The 19,717-nt window shown below is 64.2% G+C and carries 20 protein-coding genes; 8 read left to right on the top strand and 12 right to left on the bottom strand.

What is annotated here, in order from left to right; translation table 11 throughout:
• Positions 1–8: 8 nt before the first annotated feature.
• Genes napF through GR138_RS23825 form a run of 5 tightly spaced genes read left to right on the top strand, consistent with a single transcriptional unit; the run spans position 9 to position 4,436 of the window.
• Entirely contained in the window at positions 9–512 is a 504-nt protein-coding gene (gene napF, locus GR138_RS23845; protein WP_160861979.1) for a ferredoxin-type protein NapF, read from the top strand.
• Positions 505–789: a chaperone NapD gene (locus GR138_RS23840; RefSeq protein ID WP_160861772.1), complete on the top strand. Its 285-nt coding sequence runs from the start codon at positions 505–507 to the stop codon at positions 787–789. The genes napF and GR138_RS23840 overlap by 8 nt, the downstream gene beginning before the upstream one ends.
• Positions 764–3,268, top strand: a complete 2,505-nt coding sequence (gene napA, locus GR138_RS23835; RefSeq protein WP_160861771.1) for a periplasmic nitrate reductase subunit alpha — start codon at positions 764–766, stop codon at positions 3,266–3,268. The genes GR138_RS23840 and napA overlap by 26 nt, the downstream gene beginning before the upstream one ends.
• Positions 3,238–3,729 (top strand): nitrate reductase cytochrome c-type subunit, encoded by a 492-nt coding sequence (locus tag GR138_RS23830; protein WP_160861770.1) that lies wholly within the window; start codon positions 3,238–3,240, stop codon positions 3,727–3,729. The genes napA and GR138_RS23830 overlap by 31 nt, the downstream gene beginning before the upstream one ends.
• Positions 3,729–4,436, top strand: coding sequence for a NapC/NirT family cytochrome c (locus GR138_RS23825; RefSeq protein WP_160861769.1), 708 nt, complete (start codon positions 3,729–3,731; stop codon positions 4,434–4,436). Before GR138_RS23830 ends, GR138_RS23825 begins: the two co-directional genes overlap by 1 nt.
• A gap of 38 nt (positions 4,437–4,474) precedes the next feature.
• On the opposite strand, the gene GR138_RS23820 is transcribed toward GR138_RS23825, so the two are convergent.
• The 12 genes from GR138_RS23820 to GR138_RS23765 form a co-directional block, all read right to left on the bottom strand.
• Positions 4,475–5,113 (bottom strand): glutathione S-transferase family protein, encoded by a 639-nt coding sequence (locus GR138_RS23820; protein ID WP_160861768.1) that lies wholly within the window; start codon positions 5,111–5,113, stop codon positions 4,475–4,477.
• Positions 5,114–5,219: 106 nt separating this feature from the next.
• Positions 5,220–5,918 (bottom strand): LrgB family protein, encoded by a 699-nt coding sequence (locus tag GR138_RS23815; protein WP_160861767.1) that lies wholly within the window; start codon positions 5,916–5,918, stop codon positions 5,220–5,222.
• The gene (locus tag GR138_RS23810; RefSeq protein WP_160861766.1) at positions 5,911–6,285 is read right to left on the bottom strand and encodes a CidA/LrgA family protein; all 375 of its coding nucleotides are present in this window, start codon (positions 6,283–6,285) and stop codon (positions 5,911–5,913) included. Before GR138_RS23810 ends, GR138_RS23815 begins: the two co-directional genes overlap by 8 nt.
• A 117-nt stretch (positions 6,286–6,402) precedes the next feature.
• A complete protein-coding gene (locus tag GR138_RS23805; protein WP_160861765.1) occupies positions 6,403–7,704 on the bottom strand; it encodes an amidohydrolase in 1,302 nt (433 codons plus the stop codon).
• Positions 7,705–7,716: 12 nt separating this feature from the next.
• Positions 7,717–8,607 carry a DMT family transporter gene (locus GR138_RS23800; protein WP_160861978.1) on the bottom strand — a complete coding sequence of 297 codons (891 nt, stop codon included), beginning with the start codon at positions 8,605–8,607 and terminating at the stop codon, positions 7,717–7,719.
• A gap of 2 nt (positions 8,608–8,609) precedes the next feature.
• On the bottom strand, positions 8,610–10,400 hold the full coding sequence (locus GR138_RS23795) for an adenine deaminase (RefSeq protein WP_160861764.1): 1,791 nt from the start codon (positions 10,398–10,400) through the stop codon (positions 8,610–8,612).
• Complete coding sequence (locus tag GR138_RS23790; protein WP_160861977.1) at positions 10,397–11,320, bottom strand: nucleoside hydrolase; 924 nt, start codon at positions 11,318–11,320, stop codon at positions 10,397–10,399. Before GR138_RS23790 ends, GR138_RS23795 begins: the two co-directional genes overlap by 4 nt.
• A gap of 5 nt (positions 11,321–11,325) precedes the next feature.
• Positions 11,326–12,354 (bottom strand): ABC transporter ATP-binding protein, encoded by a 1,029-nt coding sequence (locus tag GR138_RS23785; RefSeq protein ID WP_160861763.1) that lies wholly within the window; start codon positions 12,352–12,354, stop codon positions 11,326–11,328.
• Positions 12,347–13,123, bottom strand: coding sequence for an ABC transporter permease (locus tag GR138_RS23780; protein ID WP_160861762.1), 777 nt, complete (start codon positions 13,121–13,123; stop codon positions 12,347–12,349). Before GR138_RS23780 ends, GR138_RS23785 begins: the two co-directional genes overlap by 8 nt.
• A complete protein-coding gene (locus GR138_RS23775; RefSeq protein ID WP_160861761.1) occupies positions 13,120–13,947 on the bottom strand; it encodes an ABC transporter permease in 828 nt (275 codons plus the stop codon). Before GR138_RS23775 ends, GR138_RS23780 begins: the two co-directional genes overlap by 4 nt.
• Positions 13,948–14,043: 96 nt before the next feature.
• On the bottom strand, positions 14,044–15,066 hold the full coding sequence (locus tag GR138_RS23770; protein WP_160861760.1) for an ABC transporter substrate-binding protein: 1,023 nt from the start codon (positions 15,064–15,066) through the stop codon (positions 14,044–14,046).
• Positions 15,059–16,120, bottom strand: coding sequence for a LacI family DNA-binding transcriptional regulator (locus GR138_RS23765; RefSeq protein WP_160861759.1), 1,062 nt, complete (start codon positions 16,118–16,120; stop codon positions 15,059–15,061). The genes GR138_RS23770 and GR138_RS23765 overlap by 8 nt, the downstream gene beginning before the upstream one ends.
• 208 nt (positions 16,121–16,328) lie before the next feature.
• On the opposite strand from GR138_RS23765, the gene GR138_RS23760 reads away from it, so the two are divergent.
• From GR138_RS23760 to GR138_RS23750, 3 genes are all read left to right on the top strand, one after another.
• Entirely contained in the window at positions 16,329–16,931 is a 603-nt protein-coding gene (locus GR138_RS23760; protein WP_160861976.1) for an ANTAR domain-containing response regulator, read from the top strand.
• Positions 16,928–18,142, top strand: a complete 1,215-nt coding sequence (locus GR138_RS23755; RefSeq protein ID WP_160861758.1) for a CmpA/NrtA family ABC transporter substrate-binding protein — start codon at positions 16,928–16,930, stop codon at positions 18,140–18,142. The genes GR138_RS23760 and GR138_RS23755 overlap by 4 nt, the downstream gene beginning before the upstream one ends.
• Positions 18,143–18,467: 325 nt before the next feature.
• The gene (locus GR138_RS23750; RefSeq protein WP_160861757.1) at positions 18,468–19,703 is read left to right on the top strand and encodes an MFS transporter; all 1,236 of its coding nucleotides are present in this window, start codon (positions 18,468–18,470) and stop codon (positions 19,701–19,703) included.
• Positions 19,704–19,717 lie beyond the last annotated feature (14 nt).

Below are 19,717 nucleotides of genomic sequence, written 5' to 3'. Positions count from 1 at the left end.
GCGCGGCCATGGAGCGGCAGGGGGCATTGTCGAGACGCGATTTCCTGAGGGGCGGCAGGCGGGAAGACAGCATCCGCCACATCCGCCCGCCGGGGATCGAAGATGCGGGCCTATCGGCCTGCACCGGTTGCGGCGCCTGCGTCGCGCACTGTCCTGCAAAGATAATCAGCCTCGCGGATGGACTGCCGACGCTCGACTTCACGGCGGGCGAATGCACATTCTGCGGCGCCTGTGCAGCAAACTGTCCCGAGCCGGTTTTCGCCGGGGCGGCCGGTCGCTTCGACCACATCGTCACCATCTCGGCGTCTTGCCTGCCGTTCCAGCGCGTCGATTGCCAGGCCTGCCGGGACGCCTGTCCCACTGCGGCCATCCGCTTCCATCCGGTGCGCGGCGGGCCCTTCGTGCCGGCGTTGCTGGCCGAAGCCTGCACCGGCTGCGGCGCCTGCATTTCCGTCTGTCCCGTCGGCGCGGTGACCACCGCGCCGTTGAGCACGGAGGCCGCCCATGCCTGAGATGCGGCGCCATCACATTTCCAGCGCGGTCATCCTTGCCAAACCCGGCTGTCTCGACGATGTGCGCGCCGCGCTTGCCGGTTTCGACAATGTCGAGATGCACGGTGCCGAAAAGGGCAAGATCGTCGTCGTCATCGAGGGGCCGTCGACCGGTGTGCTCGGAGATACGCTGATGCGCATCTCCCTTCTTGACGGCGTGATCGCCGCAAACATGGTTTTCGAGCATGTCGAAATGGAAGAGGAAGAGGTGAATGGGCAGCGAACTGACGCGGCGTGACATCCTGAAGGCCCAGGCGGCGGGCGTTGCCGCGGCGGCGGCCGGTATAGCACTTCCCGTGGCCGCCCAGCCGGTGCCGGGCGGGGTGAGTGCGCTGGAAATCAAATGGGACAAGGCGCCGTGCCGCTTCTGCGGCACCGGCTGCGGCGTGATGGTGGGCGTCAAGGAAGGCAAGGTCGTCGCGACGCATGGCGACATGCAGGCGGAGGTCAATCGCGGCCTCAACTGCATCAAGGGTTATTTCCTGTCGAAGATCATGTATGGCGCGGACCGCCTGACGACGCCGCTGCTGCGCAAGCGAAACGGCGCCTATGCCAAGGATGGCGAGTTCGAACCCGTGACCTGGGAAGAGGCCTTCGATGTGATGGCCGAACAGGCCAAGAAGGTGCTGAAGGAAAAGGGCCCGACCGCCGTCGGCATGTTCGGCTCCGGTCAGTGGACGATCTTCGAGGGTTATGCCGCGACCAAGCTGATGCGCGCTGGCTTTCGCTCAAACAATCTCGATCCGAACGCCCGCCACTGCATGGCATCCGCCGCCTATGCCTTCATGCGCACCTTCGGCATGGACGAGCCGATGGGCTGCTACGACGACTTCGAACATGCCGACGCCTTCGTGCTGTGGGGTTCGAACATGGCGGAGATGCACCCGATCCTCTGGACGCGCATCGCCGACCGGCGGCTTGGCAACGAACATGTGCGGGTTGCGGTGCTCTCCACCTTCACCCACCGCAGCATGGACCTTGCCGATATCCCGATGGTCTTCAAGCCGGGCACGGACCTGGTGATCTTGAACTACATCGCCAACCACATCATCCAGACCGGCCGGGTGAACGAGGATTTCGTGCGCAACCACACGAAGTTCGTGCGCGGCGTCACGGATATCGGCTATGGCCTGCGGCCCGACAATCCGGTCGAGGTCAATGCGGCCAATTCTGCCGATCCCGGCAAGACCGAGGCGATCGACTTCGAGGCGTTCAAGGCCTTCGTTTCCGAATACACACTGGAAAAGGCCGTGGAGATGACCGGTGTCGAGGCCGGCTTCCTCAAGCAGCTTGCGGAACTTTACGCCGATCCGAACCGCAAGGTCATGTCGCTCTGGACCATGGGCTTCAACCAGCATGTGCGCGGCGTCTGGGCAAACCAGATGGTCTACAACCTGCATCTGTTGACCGGAAAAATTTCCGAGCCCGGCAACAGCCCGTTTTCCCTGACCGGCCAACCGTCCGCGTGTGGCACGGCGCGTGAGGTCGGCACCTTCGCCCATCGCCTGCCGGCCGACATGACGGTGACCAATCCCGAACACCGCAAACACGCCGAGGAAATCTGGCGTATCCCGCATGGTATCATCCCGGAAAAGCCCGGTTACCACGCGGTCGAGCAAGATCGCATGCTGAAGGACGGCAAGCTCAATTTCTACTGGGTGCAGGTCAACAACAACGTGCAGGCTGCGCCGAACACGTCGAACGAGACCTATCAGGGTTATCGTAACCCGGAAAACTTCATCGTCGTCTCGGACCCCTATCCGACGATCACGGCGATGGGTGCGGACCTCATCCTGCCCGCCGCCATGTGGGTGGAGAAGGAGGGGGCTTATGGCAATGCCGAGCGACGCACCCATGTCTGGCACCAGCTCGTGCAGGCGCCGGGCGAGGCGCGCTCCGATCTCTGGCAGATGGTGGAGTTTTCCAAACGCTTCACCACGGACGAGGTTTGGCCGGCAGACATCCTCGCCGCCAATCCCGATTACAGGGGCAAGACGCTCTACCAGGTGCTGTTTGCCGAAAGCGACGTGGCAAAGTTCCCGATCAGCGAGGTCAAGCCCGAGCACGCCAACAACGAGGCGCAGCATTTCGGCTTCTACCTGCAGAAGGGGCTGTTCGAAGAATATGCCGCCTTTGGCCGCGGCCATGGCCATGATCTGGCGCCCTACGATACCTATCATGAAGTGCGCGGCCTGCGCTGGCCCGTCGTTGACGGCAAGGAAACGCTCTGGCGCTACCGCGAGGGCTACGACCCCTATGTGAAACCGGGCGAAGGGGTGAAATTCTACGGCAACGCGGATGGCAAGGCGGCGATCATCGCCGTGCCCTATGAGCCACCGGCGGAATCACCGGACGCCGAGTTCGACACCTGGCTGGTCACCGGCCGGGTGCTGGAGCACTGGCATTCCGGCTCGATGACCATGCGCGTTCCCGAACTCTTCAAGGCATTCCCCGGCGCCCTCTGCTTCATGAATGCCGACGACGCCCGCAAGCGCGGCCTCAACCAGGGGGCAGAAATCCGCATCATCTCGCGACGTGGCGAAATCCGCTCGCGTGTCGAGACGCGCGGCCGCAACCGCGTGCCGCCGGGCGTGATCTTCGTGCCGTGGTTCGATGCCAGCCAGCTCATCAACAAGGTCACGCTCGACGCCACCGATCCCATCTCGAAACAGACGGATTTCAAAAAATGCGCAGTCAAGATCGAACGGGCCGTCTGACCCTCGGCAAAGGATGGGTCCTGGCTGCACTCAGCGCAGCCGTCATCGCCACGAGCGCCATGGCACAGATGGTGCCGCAGCTATCCGGCCCGCAAGGTGACGCGATGCAGACCTTGCCGGCCGATCCTCTGCCGAAGTGGATCATCGACGATATCAGGCGCATGCGTGCCTATCCCGAGCAGCCGCCGATCATTCCGCATTCGATCGACGGCTACCAGCTTTCGGTCAACGCCAATCGCTGTCTCTCCTGCCACAAGCGCGAGTTCTCCCCGGACGCCGGCGCGCCGATGATCAGCGTCACCCACTACATGGATCGCGAGGGCCAGATGCTCGCCGACGTCTCGCCGCGCCGCTATTTCTGCACCGCCTGCCATGTGCCGCAGGCCGACAAGAAGCCGCTCGTCGGCAATACGTTCAAGGACATGAGCGAACTCGGCGTCACCGGGGCGGGAAGCGAGTGATGACGGCGCGCATCAAGGCATTCGCGGCCTGGGTCTGGGTTCTGCTGACCACGCCGGCAGCGACGCTCAGCCTCGCCTTCCTGACGCTCGGCGGCTTCGTTGGCGGCGTCATGTTCTGGGGTGCGTTCAACACGGCGCTGGAGCTGACCAACACCGAGAAATTCTGCATCTCGTGCCACGAGATGAAGGACAACGTCTACCAGGAGCTGACGAGAACGGTGCACTTCACCAACCGTTCCGGCGTGCGCGCGTCCTGCCCGGATTGCCATGTGCCGCACGAATGGACCGACAAGATCGCCCGCAAGATGCAGGCGTCGAAAGAAGTCTGGGGCAAGATCTTCGGCACGATCAACACGCGCGAAAAGTTCCTGAACCACCGGCTGGAGCTGGCAAAGCATGAATGGTCGCGGCTGAAGGCGAATGACAGCCTGGAATGCCGCAATTGTCATTCCTCCGTCGCGATGGATTTCACCAAACAGACCCAGCGCGCCGCCGACATTCATTCGAAATATCTCCTGCCCGGCAAGGCAACTTGCATCGACTGTCACAAGGGCATCGCCCACGAATTGCCGAACATGGAAGGCATCGAGCCCGGCTGGAAAATGCCCAGCGAGCTGGAAGGCAAGGAATTGCCCGCCGCGTCGAACGATGCGATCGGCGCCCTTCGCGAGGCCGTTGCCAGCGCTCATGGCACGATGGGGTTCTGAGACGCAGGCCCTCCGTCACCGGTCTTGACCTGATCGTATCAGCCGGGAAGCGGCGGCATCTCGGGTGCGGCGAGGCCCTTGAACGGCTCGCGCCAAGCGTCGAGCTTTTCAAGCTGCTCGGACCAGCGCTGTATCGCGGGATACGCACCGATCGGCAACCGCGCGGCATCATTGTACGGCAAAAACGTTGCCATGCGAAAATCGGCAAAGGAGACGGCATTTCCGACCAGCCAGAGACGATCTGACAGCTCGTTCTCGAGGATGGCGGCCGCCTTGTGGAATTCCCGCAGGCCCTCCTCGACCAGTTGTTCGTCGCAGGGGCCGACACCGTATCGCTGCTTGGTGCCGCGCTCCCAATGCACCATGTCGCACGCCTTGACGAAGTTGTCCTTGGCCCAGCTGATCCAGCGGATCATGTCCGGTTCGTCATCGTCCGTCCGCCAGAAATTGGACCCGGCCTTGCGGGAAAACCAGCAGGCGATCGCGTCGCTTTCCCAAAGCGATCGGCCGGGAAGCTCCAGTATCGGCAACAGCAGGTTCGGGTTAAGCGGCAGATAGCGCGCCGCCTGGCCCGCCGCGCGGGGCGCTGCAAATTCGAAATCGACTTCTGCCTGGAGAAACCGCGCGACGGCGACGGCCAGGCGTGGATTGGGGTTGCGGCTGAAATACAGTTTCATTCGGTGGGATCCTCCCTGTCTGTCGTCACCGAGGACGAACGAAGGACGCGCTTGCCGACATGCGCAAAGAAAAATCCGCCATCGCGGCCTCTTCCGTCGTCGGCAGTCACAGGAAGACGTGGACGATGAGAGATGTCAGAACGGCATTGAACCCCATCGCGATCCCCGAGAACAACCCGGCGACAGGATCGACCGAATAGGCGCGTGCCGTGCCGATACCGTGCGAGGCGAGACCCACTGCAAATCCGCGGGCGCTGAAATCCTTGATGCGCATGGCGTTCATCATCGGCGTGACGACGATCGCACCGCAAATGCCGGTGAGGACGACCACGGCGGCGGTCAGCGCCGGATCGCCGTTCAGGCCGGAGGAGACGGCCATGGCGACGGCTGCCGTCGTGGATTTCGGCGCGAGCGAGGCGACGACGTCGGGTGCGAAGCCGAACAGGTGGGCGAAGAACACCGTCGACCCTACCGCCGTGAGGCTACCGACGACGAGGGCGCACAACATGGGAACGAGGTTGCTCTTCACGAGCGAAAGCTTCTCGTAGAGCGGAATGCCGAGCGCCACGGTGGCCGGCCCGAGCAGGAAGTGGATGAACTGGGCGCCCTTGAAATAGGCGTCGTAGTCGATCCCCGCGATACAGAGAATGGCGGCGATGACGGCAATCGACAGCATGATCGGGTTGAGCAGCGCATTGCCGGGGCTGAGGCCGGCGATGGCGGTGGCGGCCAGCCAGACGACGAGCGTTGTGACGAGCCAGAGCAGGGGCGACGTCGCAAGATAGACCCAGAGCCCTTCAGTCATTGGCGTAGCCTCCCGAAAGCCGCTTTACCAGGATGAACACCCAGACCGTGACGGTGAGCGTTATGACCGTGGACAGGACGACAATGGCGAGGAGTTCAAGGCCGCTGTCGCGGATGAGATCGAGATGCTGGATGATGCCGACCCCGGCCGGCACGAAGAGGATGCCAAGATTGGCAAGCACCACCTTGGATGTGTCGATGGTCTGCTGATGGGCCGGGCGCAGGATTTTGACACCACCGGTGAGGGTGAGCGCCACGGCGGCCATTGCCATGCCGATGACGGGGCCTGGCACGAACCCGTTCAGAAAATAGGCCGTAACCTCGCCGATCAACTGAAAGACGAGAAGAACTGTAATTCCGATAAGCATGCCTGGCTCCTGTCTGGCTGGCGGCTTTGCCGATGCGACTCAGCAAGCGCGTCACCCAGACGGTAGGGGCCTATGCGCCGCTCATCCAGAGGCGGAGCAAAATCTGCCGCCCAGAATTCACTCACGGGTACGAAGCAGCCGTTGCGCCACGCCGGCAAACAGCGCAACGCCGGTTTCGAGAGCGTTTTCGTCGATGTCGAAATCGGCGGCATGGTGCACGGCGGGGATGTCGCTGCCGATGATGCAATAGGTGGCGGTGCCGCCGGTTTCGCGCACGCGGCGGATCATCAGGCAGGCGTCGTCGCCGCCGCCGATCGACCATTCCGGCAGGACCTCGGTGACGCCGGGCAGGCCGCTTGCGACCTCGGCAAGGAGAGCCACGGCTTCCGGGCTGTTTTCGTTGCCGGGCATGTGGCTCTTGCGCACGGTGTCGGCCGCGCATTGATGCATGGTGGCGGCGCCATCGATCACCGCGTGGAGCCGCTCGACCATATAGTCGTGGGCGGCCTGTTTGTTGGCCCGCACTTCCACCAGCATCTCGCAGGTATCGGCGATGATGTTGAAGGCGGTGCCGGCGCGCAGCACGCCGACATTGACGAATGTCTCCGCGCCGGAAAAGCGGGAAATGCCGTGCAGCCCGAGCGCTGCCGATGCGCCGGCGAGAAGCGCGTTGCGGCCTTCCTGCGGGCCCATCGCCGCATGGGCAACGGCGCCGCGGAAGGTCACGGCAAAACGGCTGGAGAAGAGGAAGCCCACGGCGCTCGCGGCGATCTTGCCGGAGGGCAGCAGGCAGCCGAGATGGCCGACGAACAGATGATCCACGCCCTCGACCGCGCCGCCCGCCACCATGGGCGCCGCGCCGCGTGCGCTCTCTTCGGCCGGCTGGAAGATCAGGCGAAGGGTTCCGGCAAGGCCTTTTTCCTGCGCGAGCCGGCGGGCAAGGGCAAGGCCGATACCGACATGGCCGTCATGGCCGCAGGCATGCATGCGGCCGTCAAAGCGCGAGCGGTAGTCCTCGGCATTCGGCTTGTGGGTTTCCGCCTCGGTCTCGGAGACCGGCAGGGCATCCATGTCGAAACGGAAGGCGACGACGGGACCGTCGCCAAAGCGATAGTCGGCGACAATGCCCGTCAGGCCGTCGGGCATGCGCTCCATCCACGTCGCATCGCCGCCCGCGGCGAGGGCCAGACGCCTGGCGTCTTCAACCTGTTCGCGCGACGGCGGGTCGATGACGATCTCGGCATCCATGACCTCGCGGCCAGTGCGCACGGCAAAGCCGAGGTGATCGAGATAGGCGGCGATGCGCGAGGCGGTGCGGTATTCCAGGAAAGCGGTTTCCGGGTAGCGGTGCAGGTCGCGGCGAACGAGCACGGCGGGCGCATTGCTGGCGGCGATCATCTCGGCAAGGGGCATGGGCATTCTCTATCCGGGTTAGCCGCGGCTGGCGAGCGAAACGCCGACGGTGGCGATGGAAAGGCCGGCGATCTGCGTCACGGTGAGGCTTTCGCCAAAACCGATCCAGGCCATCAGGGCCGAGACGCCGGGCACGAGGAAGAACAGCGAGGACACTTTCGACAACGCGCCCTTTCGGATCATGTGCAGCAGCAGCAGGATCGCGCCGAGCGACATGCCGAAGACTGACCAAGCGAGACCGATCCATAGCGGTGTCGCCGCGGTGTCGAAGAGCGGCCCGCCGACGAGGGGGACGACGAGCGCCGTTGGAATGAGCGCGCCGACATATTGCGCGGCCGTGTTGGTGAGTGGATCGGCGGCGATGCTCGTGCGCTTCACGAAGATCGAGCCGAAGGTGAGGGAGACGACGCCGGCAAGGCAGATGAGAAGCGGAACGAGCGAAATGCCGCCGGCGTCCGTTGCGCCGAGTTTCGGCGCCAGCGTGACGAGCGTGCCGAAGGCCCCGACGAGAATGCCGATGGCACCGCGCCGCGACATGCGCTCGCCGAGCACTCGGCCGGCGAGGAGCGTTACGAGCAGCGGCTGCATGCCGGCCATGAGTGCCGAGATCGCCGTCGGAAGGCCATTGGCTACGGACCAGAAGACCCCACCGAGATAGAGGCCATGGATCAGGAAACCGGCAAGGAGGGCCTGTCCCCATTCCCGCGCCGTGCCGGGCCAGGCGGCACCCTTCCAGAGGGCAATGACGGCGAGTGCCAGCAGCGCCAGCGCGAAACGCACGGTAAGGAAGGTGAGAGGCTCGGCATGCGGCGCGACAAGCCGCGCGAGCACGAAACCGCTCGACCAGAGCGGCACGAAGATCGCCGGCAGCAGCAGGTCGTTGCGGATGGGCGTTGCCGTGGCGGGCATGCTCACGCGCTGTTCCTGACGCTGAGGATTGGCGTTTCCAGGAGGATGCCGGTCGTGCCGTCGGCGATGCCGCGGTCTGTCTGGTGCGGACCGGCATTGCAGGCGAGCGTCGCGCCGAAGACGGCCTTGAACACGAGGTAGGGCGGCTGCCAGTCGACGATGCCGTCCGCCGCTGCGCGCAGGGCGGTGAAGGCTGTGGCGACGTCCGCCAGCGGTGCATCGGAGAGAAGGCCGGAGAGCGGCAGGGCGAGCACCGCGAGCACCCTGCCATCCGCCGCGACGGCCATGCCGCCCCCCGCTTCGATCACCGCATTGGCGGCAGCGGCCATGTCACGCGCATTGCCGCCGAAGACAGTGAGGTTATGGCTGTCGTGCGAGACGGTGGTCGCGAGCGCGCCGCGCCACGTTCCCCAGCCGGAGAGCAGGCCGACGCGCGGGCGGGCATCCGCTCTCCCGTGGCGATGCGCGACGGCAATCAGCGTCGTGCCGTCGGGCGGCACGATGAAACCGTCCGAAACGGTTGCGACCGCCTCGGCCCATTCGGTGAAGCGCGGCTTGGCGATGACGGCGACGGTTGCCTCTGTTCCCGCGCATGGAATTCGGAAATCCTCTTCGCGCAGTGGGGCGAGGTGCATGGAACCCTTCAGCGGCGCCGCGTCGATTTCGTGAACACTTTCGGTGAGCGCGCCGTTCCGTGCAACGAGCCGGCCGTTGCTGAGAACCAGTTTCGCGCGGAACTCCGTCAAGTCCTCGAAGAGCACGATATCGGCGCGACGGCCGGGGGCGATCAGGCCGAGATCGTTGCGTCCGATCCGGCGCGCGGCATTGAGTGTTGCGGCCTGCAAGGCCCATTCGGGCTTCATTCCGTAGCGGACGAGACGGCGCACCACGTCGTCGAGACCGCCGGTCTCGAACAGGTCGTCGGGGAAGACATCGTCGGTGCAGAGCGTAAGGGTCTGGGGAAGTTGCGGCAGCGTGTTGAGGGCAGCGACGCATTCCGGCAGCAGGTGATCATGCGAGCCGCGCAGCTCGATGGTGAGGCCGGCGTGCAGTTTTGCTAGCAGATCCTCGCCGGAGACGATCTCGTGGTCGGAACTTATGCCGGCGGTGATGAACGCCTGCAGATCAGGACCTGCAAGGCTGCGGGCATGGCCATGGATCGGCTTGCCTGCGTGGCGGCCGGCGGCAAGGATGGCGCTCATCCGTGCGCGGCCTTCGATGACGGCGCGCATGTCCATGACCTCGGCGATGCCGCCGATCTCCGGTCGGGAGAGCAGTGCCGCGATGGTCTCGGCGGAAAAGTCCGCGCCGGCAACTTCCAGGCCCGGCGCGGAGGGCACGCAGGAGGGAGCAAGCAGCACATGGCGCTGCGGCAGCATGCGCGCGGCCTCCGCCGCCCAGTCGATGCCGGGTATGCCGTGCACATTGCCCAGCTCGTGCGGGTCCCAGACCAGCGTCGTCACGCCGCGCGGCAGGGTCGCAGCGGCATAGGCGGCCGGGGTGATCATCGAGCTTTCGACATGCATATGCGTGTCGATGAGGCCGGGCGAGAGGAACAGTCCACTGGCGTCGATCGTCTCATGGGCGTCGAGCCGGGTGTCCGGCAGATGCACGCTGGCGATCAGCGGGCCGACGAGACCGATATCGGCGGGGCGGCGTTCGCCGGTCACCATGTCGACCAGCGTTCCAGCGCGGATCAGCATGTCGAAGAGGCGGTCGCCGCGCGCCGCCGCGACGGCGGCTTCACGCAGGGTTTCGTCGTCGAGATCGCGCGTATCGGTCCTGCCGCTCATTGTCGAGCCTCCTCGGTGAGCGCGCCGAGAATGAGGCTGCGGGCGATGGCGACATCGATGTCGGAGGCGAAGACGGCGTTGCGTTTCTCCTCCGGCGCTCGCAGGTCCACCACCGTGCGCCCACGCGTCAGCAGGCCTGTAACCTCCACGTCGATGCGCGCTTCGGTGAAGGTTACGGCCTGCGGGCACACGAAGGCAACGGCGGCGCAGGGGTCGTAGATTGCCATGCCGGGCCGGCCGCGGCTGGTGCCGATGGAGATGTAACCGGCGAGGAGATCGGCGAGAAGTGCTGCATTCCTTCCGCTAGCGGCGCGCACCGGTTCCACGTCGGCCGGATAGGCGATGACCTTGCGGCACAGGTCGAGATCGACCATACGCAGCGGCAGGCCGTGGGCGAGCACGATCGCCAGCGCCTCCGGGTCGGCGAAGGCATTGAATTCGGCGGAGGCCGTGTGGTTACCAGCGGTGACCCCGCCGCCCATCCAGGCGAGATCGTCGATCTTGCTGGCAAGATCCGGCCGGGCGAGAGCCAGGGCTGCAATGTTGGTCAGCGGGCCGAGCGCTAGGATTCGGCGCGGCGCCGCCGTGGTTTCCAGCCAATGGCACAGCGCGGTGAAGGCATCGCTTTCGGCTAGCAATAGCGCCGGTGGCAGGCTGCGGCCAGCGGTCAGCATGCCGGCTTCGCTCAGGATATTTTCCGCGGTTTCCAGGTGGCCGAGCACCGGCAGGGCACGGCCGTCATGGATCGGGAAGGTCCAGCCGAAGGCGGCGGCGGCCGAGGCCGCGTTCTGCCGCACCTGGCGGAAGCCGGAATTGCCGAAGACCAGCGAGATGCCGTCGATCGGTTCGGCGCCCCGCGCTACCACCAGGATGGCGGCGATGTCGTCGAAGCCCATATCGGTGTCGATCCACACACCCATGGCGCTCACGCGAAACGCTGGAGAGGGGCGGCCGCCTTCAGTGGCAGGTCGAAGGCGAGTTCCGCGCCGAGGGCGTGGACCGGCAGCGCCGCGCCCACTTCCGCGGTAATCGGGCCGAGTGGCGTTTCGAGCAGGTATTCGCGCAGGTTCCCGGTGAAGGAGACGCTTTTTACCGTGCCTTTGAACGGCCCGGTCTCGAGCGCAACGCCAGAGGGGCGCCAGGCGAGGCCGGCAGCATCGCCTGGCAATGCTTCGGCAAGTGCGACCGCGCCGCCCGGTGTCGCCAGCTTGCCGCCGCGAAGGGCGAAGACATTCTCAAAGCCGACGAAATCCGCAACGAAAGAAGAGGCTGGGTTGTTGTAGATCTCCTCCGGCGTGCCGACCTGTTCGATCAGGCCTTCGCGCATGACGACGATGCGGTCGGCGAGCGATAAGGCTTCCGCCTGGTCATGGGTGACGAAGATCATGGTAACGCCGGTTTCCTTCTGCACCCGCTGGAGTTCGGCGCGCATTTCGACGCGCAGCCGTGCATCGAGGTTGGAGAGCGGCTCGTCGAGCAGCAGCACCTTGGGCTCCATGACCATGGAACGGGCCAGTGCCACACGCTGCTGCTGGCCGCCGGAGAGTTCGGTTGGCTTGCGACCGGACAGCGCGGAAAGGCCGACCGACTTGATGCCGGCGGTGACGCGGGCATCGATATCGGCGTCCGACATACGCTTGAGGCGCAGGCCGAAGGCGACGTTCTCATAGACGGTCAGATGCGGAAAGAGCGCGTAGGACTGGAAGACCAAGCCTACATTACGCTTGTTGGCGGAGACGCGGGTAATGTCGGTGCCATCGAGCGTGATGCGACCGGCGGTGGGCGTCAAAAGGCCGGCGATGGAGCGCATCGTCGTCGTCTTGCCGCAGCCGGACGGGCCGAGGAAGGCGACGAGTTCGCCCTTGCGGATGTCGAGGTTGAATTTGTCGACGGCGATCGAATTGCCGTAGGAGAGCGTCAGGTTTTCGAGGGAGAGAAAGGCGCGATCAGACATAGCGGGAAAATCCAAGGAAGCGTTCTGCGAGGAAGACGATGCCGATCGACATCAGGGCGAGCAGGGCCGATAGCGCAGCAACGGAGGGATCGTAGGTGGTTTCCATATAGGAGAGCATGTCGATGGGCAGCGTGCGCACGCCGGGACCGGAAAGGAACAACGAGACCGGTACCTGGTTGAAACTCGTCACGAAGCCGAGGATGAAGGCGGCGAGGATGCCGCTCTGGATGTTCGGCAGCACCACCTTGAAGAAGGCGCCGAGGCGCGTCGCGCCAAGCAGCACCGCCGCTTCTTCCATGTCGGAGCGCAGGTTGTTGAAGCTGGAAGAGACGACGCGCACCGTATAGGGCAGCACAAGTGCGGTATGGGCGAGGAACAGCGCGACGCCGATCGAGAAGCTGAACGGCACGACGAGATAGCGCAGCAGGGCAAGGCCGACGATGATGCCCGGCACGATGATCGGCAGCGTGACGATCGTGTTGACGATCTCGCCGAAGGGCAGCTTGTAGCGCGAGAGCGCATAGGCGGCCGGCACACCGAGCAGCAGCGCGACGAAGGTGCCGCCGACGGCGAGGATCATCGACATGATGAAGCTGTCGCGAAAACTTTCGACGGTGAAGACCTTGGCGATCCATTTCAGGGACAGGCCCTGCGGCGGAAAGGCAAGTGTGTCGCCAGCCGACAGGGAAGCCCCGACGATGATGAGGAAGGGGCCGATCAGGAAGACGAGCAGGGCCGCGAGAATGAGTGTTGAAAGCGTGCGGTTCATCGCTTGTTCCTCGCGGTGGCGAGCCGCTTCAGGAGCAGGTTCGCGGCAAAACACATGGTAATCAGAATGAAGGCGATGACGCTCGCCGAGACGAAATCGTTGGCGACGGTGACGCGCTGGAAGAGCAGTGTCTCCAGCATCAGCACCTTGGAGCCGCCGAGGATGGCGGGCGTGATGTAGGCGGTCAGAGAGCCGGTGAAGACCAGCGTGCCGCCGACGACGAGACCCTCGCGCGTCAAGGGCAGGATGACCTTCCAGAACACCTGGAACCAGTTGGCACCGAGCACCCGGGCGGCGAGGATCGCATCCTTCGGCATGTTCTCCAGCGCGCTGATCAATGAGAGGATCATCAGCGGCAGGAAGAGCTGGAGCAGGCCGATGAACACTGCCGTCTCGGTAAAGAGCAGGCGGATCGGCTCATCACTGAGGCCGACGGCCTGCAGCGCTTGGTTGACGATGCCGGTGCGGCCGAGGATGACGATCCAGGCATAGGTGCGCGCCACCGGCGAGATCATCAGCGGCAGCGAGATGAGGCCGATCATGCGGCCCTTGCCGGAGGCGCTGAGATTGACGATGGCGAAGGCTGCGGCATAGCCGATCACCGCCGAGACGATTGTCACGGCAAGACCCAGCTTGAAGGTGCGCAGCAGCACCAGCCGGTTGAGCGGCTCGGAGAAGAAATCGGTATAGGCCGAGAAGGTCCACCCGGCCGGGCTGCGGAAGCCCTCCGCCAGCACGATGACGACCGGCACCAGGAAGACGATGGCCGCGAAGACGGCGGCCGGCAAAGCCAGCGCCAAGGCTTCAGCGCGATTTTGAAACATGCTGTGCTCCTGCCGAAAGAGGGCAGCGTTTGCCGGTGGCGAGGGTGCGTTCAGGCACCCTCCGCCGCAGGCATGTGGATCGAGAAAACGGGCTTTTTACTGCGCGATTGTGGTGTTCCATTCGGCAAGCCACTTCTCGCGGTAGTCGAGCGTGGTGGCGGCCGGCAGGAAGGTCAGCTTGTTGGCGACATCCGCACCGTAGGTAAGCTTTTCGGCGATTTCCGGTGCGAGCACGACCTCCTTGTTGGCCGGGCTGTCGATCAGCATTTCGGCGATCTTGGTCTGGATCGGCGTGGAGAGCCAGAAGTCCATGAACTTCAGCGCGAGGTCCTGGTTCTTCGAGCCCTTGACGAGCACCATGGCATTCATGTCGCCGGCGTCGCCTTCTTTGGTGGTCGCCCAGCCGACCGGCAGGTCGAGCTTGGAAATGCCGGCCCAGGAGAAGTGGCCCATCGGGGCCGCCCAGATTTCTTCCTGCTGCATCAGCTGCACGAGCTGCGAGCTCTTCACATAGAAGGTGACGAATTCGTCGCGCTTCTCGCCGACGGCTGCCATGGCGTCCTTGAGGTCGGGCCTGTCCTTGCCGAGCGCCTTGCCGATCATCGAGAGAACCGGACCGCCCTGGTTGGTGGTGATGTTCGGTAGCGCGACATGGCCGACATACTCGTCCTTCAGTAGATCGGCCCAGGATTCGACCTTCATCTTGTCGGTACGATAGGCGATGCCGGTCTTGTAGAAGGTGTAGCCGACGCTCATGCCGTCGCCGTTCGGATCCTTGGCGAAATCATAGAGTTTAGCGTGGTTGGAAAGCTTGGCGGTATCGAGCTTCTCGGTCAGGCCCTTGCGCGATGCGGCCAGCGCATCGGCGAGTGAAAAGACGGCCATGTCGATCACCGGCGCATCCTTGTTGGCATCCAGCTTGGCAAGGCGCTCGATGCTGTTGCCGGTCTCGACGACCAGCTTGCAGCCGCATTCGGCCTCGAAGGGCTTGTAGAGCGCTTCGGAGAATTCGTCCTGGGCGAAGCCGTAGACGGAAATGGTCAGCGTCTGTTCCTGGGCGGCCGCGAGCGTGCCGCCCACAAGCCAGAACACGCTGGCGGCAAGAAGCTTCTTATGCATGTTTGGACTCCTCCTGAGAAATGCCGGCCGCCGGCTGCTCCTTCGGAGCCGGGCCACTGGAACGGCGAATGACAAGCTCCATCGGCACGGCGGCCTTGCGAGCGGTGACGGGCGGGCTCGGCGTATCGTCCGAGGCCTCGCGGGACTGGATGGCCTCGACCAGCGCGTCGAGCGCGAGCGTGGCGATTTCCGGCATGTTCATTTTCACGGTGGTGAGCGGCGGCGAGATGAAGGACGACCATTGCAGGTTGTCGAAACCGGTGACCGTCGCCTCCGCCGGAATGGCGATGCCGGCCGATTGAAGTTCCGTGAGCGCGCGCAGCGCATGGGGATCGGATACGCAGGCAAAGGCGGAAAACCCGCGCGCGCGCCACGCGGCAAGACCGAGTGGGCAGCTCTTGCCACCCTTCGCCTCGATCTCGACGATCCAGATCGTCTCGATCTCTTTGGCCTCGTGCAGTTGCGAGCGCATGCCGTTGATGCGGGCGTTCTGCACGTTCGAGCTGGGATCGTCGCCGATCAGCAGGATCTTCTCGTGGCCGAGCGCCCGCAAATGGCGCGCCACCTGCGCGCCGCCCTCGAAATGATCGGCCGAGACCGTGTTTCTCGGTGTCGTCGGCGTGTCGATGATGGCGATCGGACAGGCGGTCGCCGGCACGGTGGTGCCGCGCCGGGGAACGATGACGATGCCGTCGACGCCGCGCTCGATGAGCTGGAAGATGGCCTTGTCCTGCGCGGCGATCTCGTCGCGCGAATTGGCGATCAGCACGCCGTAGCCGGCATTTGTAGCGACGCGCTCGATCTCCTGGGCGATTTCCGGATAGAGCGGATTGCCGATATCGGGCAGCACCAGCCCGAGAACACCGCTGCGTCCGGTGCGCAGCGCCCGGCCGGCCTGGCTCGGAACGTAACCCATCCGGTCCGCCGCATCGCGAATACGCTTGGCGAGCTCCGGCGACAGCCGTCCCTTGCCGGAAAGCGCATTCGACACCGTCGCGATCGACACCCCGAGGTGACGCGCCAGTTCCGAAAGGTTGGGGCGAGGTGGTTTCAAGAGAAGCTCACAGGTGTGATTAAACGTTTAATCAACGCTATCAGAAAAAATGCGTCTGTCAATTGTTTATTGTTCTCTCATGAAGGCTGCCGTGAAATGCCGAGGCCGTGCGCTTGCCTACGGGCACAACAGCTTGATTTCGACCCGGTCATGCCGCATGTCAAAACGCAGGTCGCCGCTCCAGGCAGCAAGAGAGTACGGTTGCGGGATGAAGCCGAACGAGTTGAACGTACTGGTCATCGACGAAAACCGCATCCGCGCCGCGATCATCGAGGAGGGGCTGCGCGATGCGGGCTATGGCCAGGTCACCGTCATCGACCAGATGCACGGACTGGCGCGGCGCATCACCGACCTCAATCCCGACGTGATCGTCATCGATCTCGAGAATCCGAACCGCGATGAACTCGAAAGCATCTTCCAGCTCTCGCGCGTCATCCAGCGCCCGATCGCCATGTTTGTCGACAAGTCGGATGAGGCGTCCATCGAGGCGGCGGTGGAAGCGGGCGTTTCCGCCTACATCGTCGATGGGCTCAAGCAAGAGCGGGTCCGACCGATCCTGAAGATGGCGATCAGTCGTTTCAACGCCTTTTCCCGGCTGAACCGCGAATTGGAAGAAACACGCAGCGAGCTGGAGAACCGCAAGGTGATCGACCGCGCCAAGGGGCTGCTGATGCGTTCGCGAGGGCTTACGGAAGACGAAGCCTATGCGCTTCTGCGCCGCACGGCGATGAACCAGAACCGCAAGATTGTCGAGATCGCCCAGAGCCTCGTCACGGCGGCAAGCCTGCTTGATCCGGGAGTGAAGGAATGACGATGTCCCACGCCATCACCGCCGGTTTCGTGCCGTTGCTCGACAGTGCCCTGCTCGTCGTTGCCAAGGAGAAGGGCTTTGCCGAGGCGCAGTCGATCGATCTGACCCTCGTGCGTGAACGGTCCTGGGCCAGCATACGGGACCGGCTGGCCGTCCGTCATTTCGACGTCGCACATATCCTCGGCCCCATGCCGATCGCCTGCAATCTCGGTCTTTCCGCGCCGGCGCCGAAAATGATCGTGCCGATGGCGCTGGGCCTCGGTGGCAATGCCGTCACCGTGTCCGCCGCCCTCTGGCAGGCGATGGCGGGTGAGGGGGCGACGGATGATCTTGACGCACGTGCAAACGGCTTGGCCTTGCGCGGGGCGATCGCGAACCGCGACGGTGAGCCACTGCGCTTCGGCGTCGTGCATCCCTATTCGGGGCACAATTACGAACTGCGCTACTGGCTGGCGGCCAGCGGCATCGATCCGGACCGCGACATCGAGATCGTCGTGCTGCCGCCGCCTGATATGGGGGACGCACTGGCGCAGGGGCTGATCGACGGCTATTGCGCCGGCGAGCCCTGGAACACGTTTGGTGTGCTGAAGCGCGGCGGGCATTTGGCCACCGTCAAGGCCGCCATCTGGCGGTCGAGCCCGGAAAAGGTGCTCGGGGCCAATGCGCGCTGGGCGGAAACCCATCCCGAAGCCCTGGCGGCGCTGCTGGTCGCGCTTCATCAGGCATCCATCTGGTGCGGAAAGCTGGAAAACCGCGAAGAACTGGCGCACCTCCTGGCGCAGCCTGCCTATGTCGGGCGCGACGCCGAGTTGCTGTTGCCCGCCTTGAGCGGCAGGTTGCCGGTCGGCGGGGGCGCTGTGCAAAGTGTCGGAGACTTTTTCGTTCCAACTGCAAAAGCCGCGACCTTCCCCTGGAAGAGCCATGCGCTCTGGTTCTACACCCAGATGGTTCGCTGGAAGCAGATCGCCCATGCGGCCGAGCACCAGCACATCGCTGCCGAAACGTATCGGCCGGACATGTATCGCGCGGCCTTGAAGACCCTTGGCATTGCCATGCCGTCCGCCAGTTCCAAGGTTGAGGGTGCGCTGGCGGTGGAGACGCCGGTCGGCTCCTCCGGCGCGCTGATGCTCGGACCTGACGGTTTCTTCGATGGTGGTCGGTTCGATCCGGATGACGTCGATGCCTACATCCAGGCGCAGCACACCGGCTAAAAGCCGAGCGACTAATTTATGCGCACTGCACAAAAATTGGCTCCGCACTGCACCTGTTCCATCCCTCAGCCACTGGCCGATTGGCTGGCAGTATGCCATGATTCTGTAAAATCAATGGCTTGCTGAAACTGGCACGCTGATTGCTTTTCTTGGTCTAGGCCCTCGGGCCACGATATCGGCGTCCAACGACGGGCGCCTCCAGCAAAGCCGCTGATCAGGAAACCTGCGAGCACGGACCGTCCGTTTCGCACGCATCCTCATCAGCGGCTTTTTGTTTTCACCCCCAAGTTGGAGCGGCACGACCTTGTCGGGCCACGGAGAAGCCATGTCTGAGACCAAGCAGCCTCCTCTATCCTCACGCGAACCCGCCATCGCCCTGTGGATGTCCACCTTCGCATTCACCATCTGTTTCGCCGTCTGGACGATCTTTGCGATCATCGGCATCCGCATCAAGGAAGACCTGGGTCTCAGCGAAGCCCAGTTCGGCCTCCTCGTCGGCACACCCATCCTCACCGGCTCACTGGTGCGCATCGTGCTCGGCGTCTGGACGACCCGCTATGGTGGTCGTCTCGTCTACACGTTGACCATGCTGGCGGCCGCACTCTCCACGCTTCTTCTCTCCCATGCCACGACCTATCCGCAGATGCTGCTTGCCGGCCTCGGCATCGGGCTGGCCGGCGGTTCCTTCGCTGTTGGTATCGCCTATGTCTCGCCGTTCTTTCCGCCGGAAAAGCAGGGCACGGTGCTCGGTATCTTCGGCGCCGGCAATGTCGGCGCGGCATTGACCAAGTTCGTAGCCCCGTTCGTCCTGGTCGCCGCCGGCTGGCAGATGGTTGCGCAGCTCTGGGCGGCGGCGCTGATCATGGCCGCCTTCGTCTTCTGGTTCACGACGACCGATGATCCAGCCTTCCGCAGCCGTCGCGACGGCAAGCTTCCGCAGCGCAGCCTCCGCCAGGAGTTCGCACCGCTGAAAAACGCCCGGGTCTGGCGCTTCTCGCTCTACTACTTCTTTGCCTTTGGCGGCTTTGTCGCCCTGTCGCTCTGGCTGCCGCGTTATCTCGTCGGGGTCTACGGTTTCGATATTGCCACCGCCGGCATGATCGCCGCGGCCTACTCGATCCCAGGCAGTATTTTTCGCGCCTTCGGCGGCATGCTGTCGGATCGCAAGGGCGCACGCAGCGTCATGTACTGGATGTTCGGCGTGTCGGCCGTCGCGACGCTGATCCTCTCCCTGCCGGCGGGTGTGTCTCCCGCGGTCTTCATCGTCGTGGTCTTCGTGCTGGGTTTCGTCATGAGCCTCGGCAAGGCCGCCGTCTACAAGCATATCCCGGTCTACTACCCGGATGGTGTCGGCGCTGTCGGCGGCGTCGTCGGCATGGTCGGCGGGCTCGGCGGTTTCGTGCTGCCCATCGCCTTCGGTCTTCTGAAGGACGCGACCGGCCTCTGGTCCAGTTGTTTCATCCTGCTCTTCGCCGTCGTCGCCGTCTCGCTGATCTGGATGCATCTGTCGATCCGCCAGATGGAACGCCGTGCGCCCTCCGTCTCTGCCGTCGCCGCGTAATCGAAGGAAACACC

The sequence above is a fragment of the Shinella kummerowiae genome (assembly GCF_009827055.1).
Taxonomy (GTDB): domain Bacteria; phylum Pseudomonadota; class Alphaproteobacteria; order Rhizobiales; family Rhizobiaceae; genus Shinella; species Shinella kummerowiae.
This window is presented reverse-complemented; position numbering and strand designations above follow the sequence as displayed.

What these genes read in the sequence shown, in the direction of transcription:
- GR138_RS23760 (WP_160861976.1), top strand. Translation starts at nt 16,329, where the DNA reads ATGAAGCCGAACGAGTTGAACGTACTGGTCATCGACGAAAACCGCATC.
- napF (WP_160861979.1), top strand. Translation starts at nt 9, where the DNA reads ATGGAGCGGCAGGGGGCATTGTCGAGACGCGATTTCCTGAGGGGCGGC.
- GR138_RS23795 (WP_160861764.1), bottom strand. Translation starts at nt 10,400, where the DNA reads ATGAGCGGCAGGACCGATACGCGCGATCTCGACGACGAAACCCTGCGT.
- GR138_RS23800 (WP_160861978.1), bottom strand. Translation starts at nt 8,607, where the DNA reads ATGCCCGCCACGGCAACGCCCATCCGCAACGACCTGCTGCTGCCGGCG.
- GR138_RS23750 (WP_160861757.1), top strand. Translation starts at nt 18,468, where the DNA reads ATGTCTGAGACCAAGCAGCCTCCTCTATCCTCACGCGAACCCGCCATC.
- GR138_RS23830 (WP_160861770.1), top strand. Translation starts at nt 3,238, where the DNA reads ATGCGCAGTCAAGATCGAACGGGCCGTCTGACCCTCGGCAAAGGATGG.
- GR138_RS23825 (WP_160861769.1), top strand. Translation starts at nt 3,729, where the DNA reads ATGACGGCGCGCATCAAGGCATTCGCGGCCTGGGTCTGGGTTCTGCTG.
- GR138_RS23810 (WP_160861766.1), bottom strand. Translation starts at nt 6,285, where the DNA reads ATGCTTATCGGAATTACAGTTCTTCTCGTCTTTCAGTTGATCGGCGAG.
- GR138_RS23840 (WP_160861772.1), top strand. Translation starts at nt 505, where the DNA reads ATGCCTGAGATGCGGCGCCATCACATTTCCAGCGCGGTCATCCTTGCC.
- GR138_RS23770 (WP_160861760.1), bottom strand. Translation starts at nt 15,066, where the DNA reads ATGCATAAGAAGCTTCTTGCCGCCAGCGTGTTCTGGCTTGTGGGCGGC.
- GR138_RS23815 (WP_160861767.1), bottom strand. Translation starts at nt 5,918, where the DNA reads ATGACTGAAGGGCTCTGGGTCTATCTTGCGACGTCGCCCCTGCTCTGG.
- GR138_RS23805 (WP_160861765.1), bottom strand. Translation starts at nt 7,704, where the DNA reads ATGCCCATGCCCCTTGCCGAGATGATCGCCGCCAGCAATGCGCCCGCC.
- napA (WP_160861771.1), top strand. Translation starts at nt 764, where the DNA reads ATGGGCAGCGAACTGACGCGGCGTGACATCCTGAAGGCCCAGGCGGCG.
- GR138_RS23780 (WP_160861762.1), bottom strand. Translation starts at nt 13,123, where the DNA reads ATGAACCGCACGCTTTCAACACTCATTCTCGCGGCCCTGCTCGTCTTC.
- GR138_RS23820 (WP_160861768.1), bottom strand. Translation starts at nt 5,113, where the DNA reads ATGAAACTGTATTTCAGCCGCAACCCCAATCCACGCCTGGCCGTCGCC.
- GR138_RS23775 (WP_160861761.1), bottom strand. Translation starts at nt 13,947, where the DNA reads ATGTTTCAAAATCGCGCTGAAGCCTTGGCGCTGGCTTTGCCGGCCGCC.
- GR138_RS23790 (WP_160861977.1), bottom strand. Translation starts at nt 11,320, where the DNA reads ATGGGTGTGTGGATCGACACCGATATGGGCTTCGACGACATCGCCGCC.
- GR138_RS23785 (WP_160861763.1), bottom strand. Translation starts at nt 12,354, where the DNA reads ATGTCTGATCGCGCCTTTCTCTCCCTCGAAAACCTGACGCTCTCCTAC.
- GR138_RS23755 (WP_160861758.1), top strand. Translation starts at nt 16,928, where the DNA reads ATGACGATGTCCCACGCCATCACCGCCGGTTTCGTGCCGTTGCTCGAC.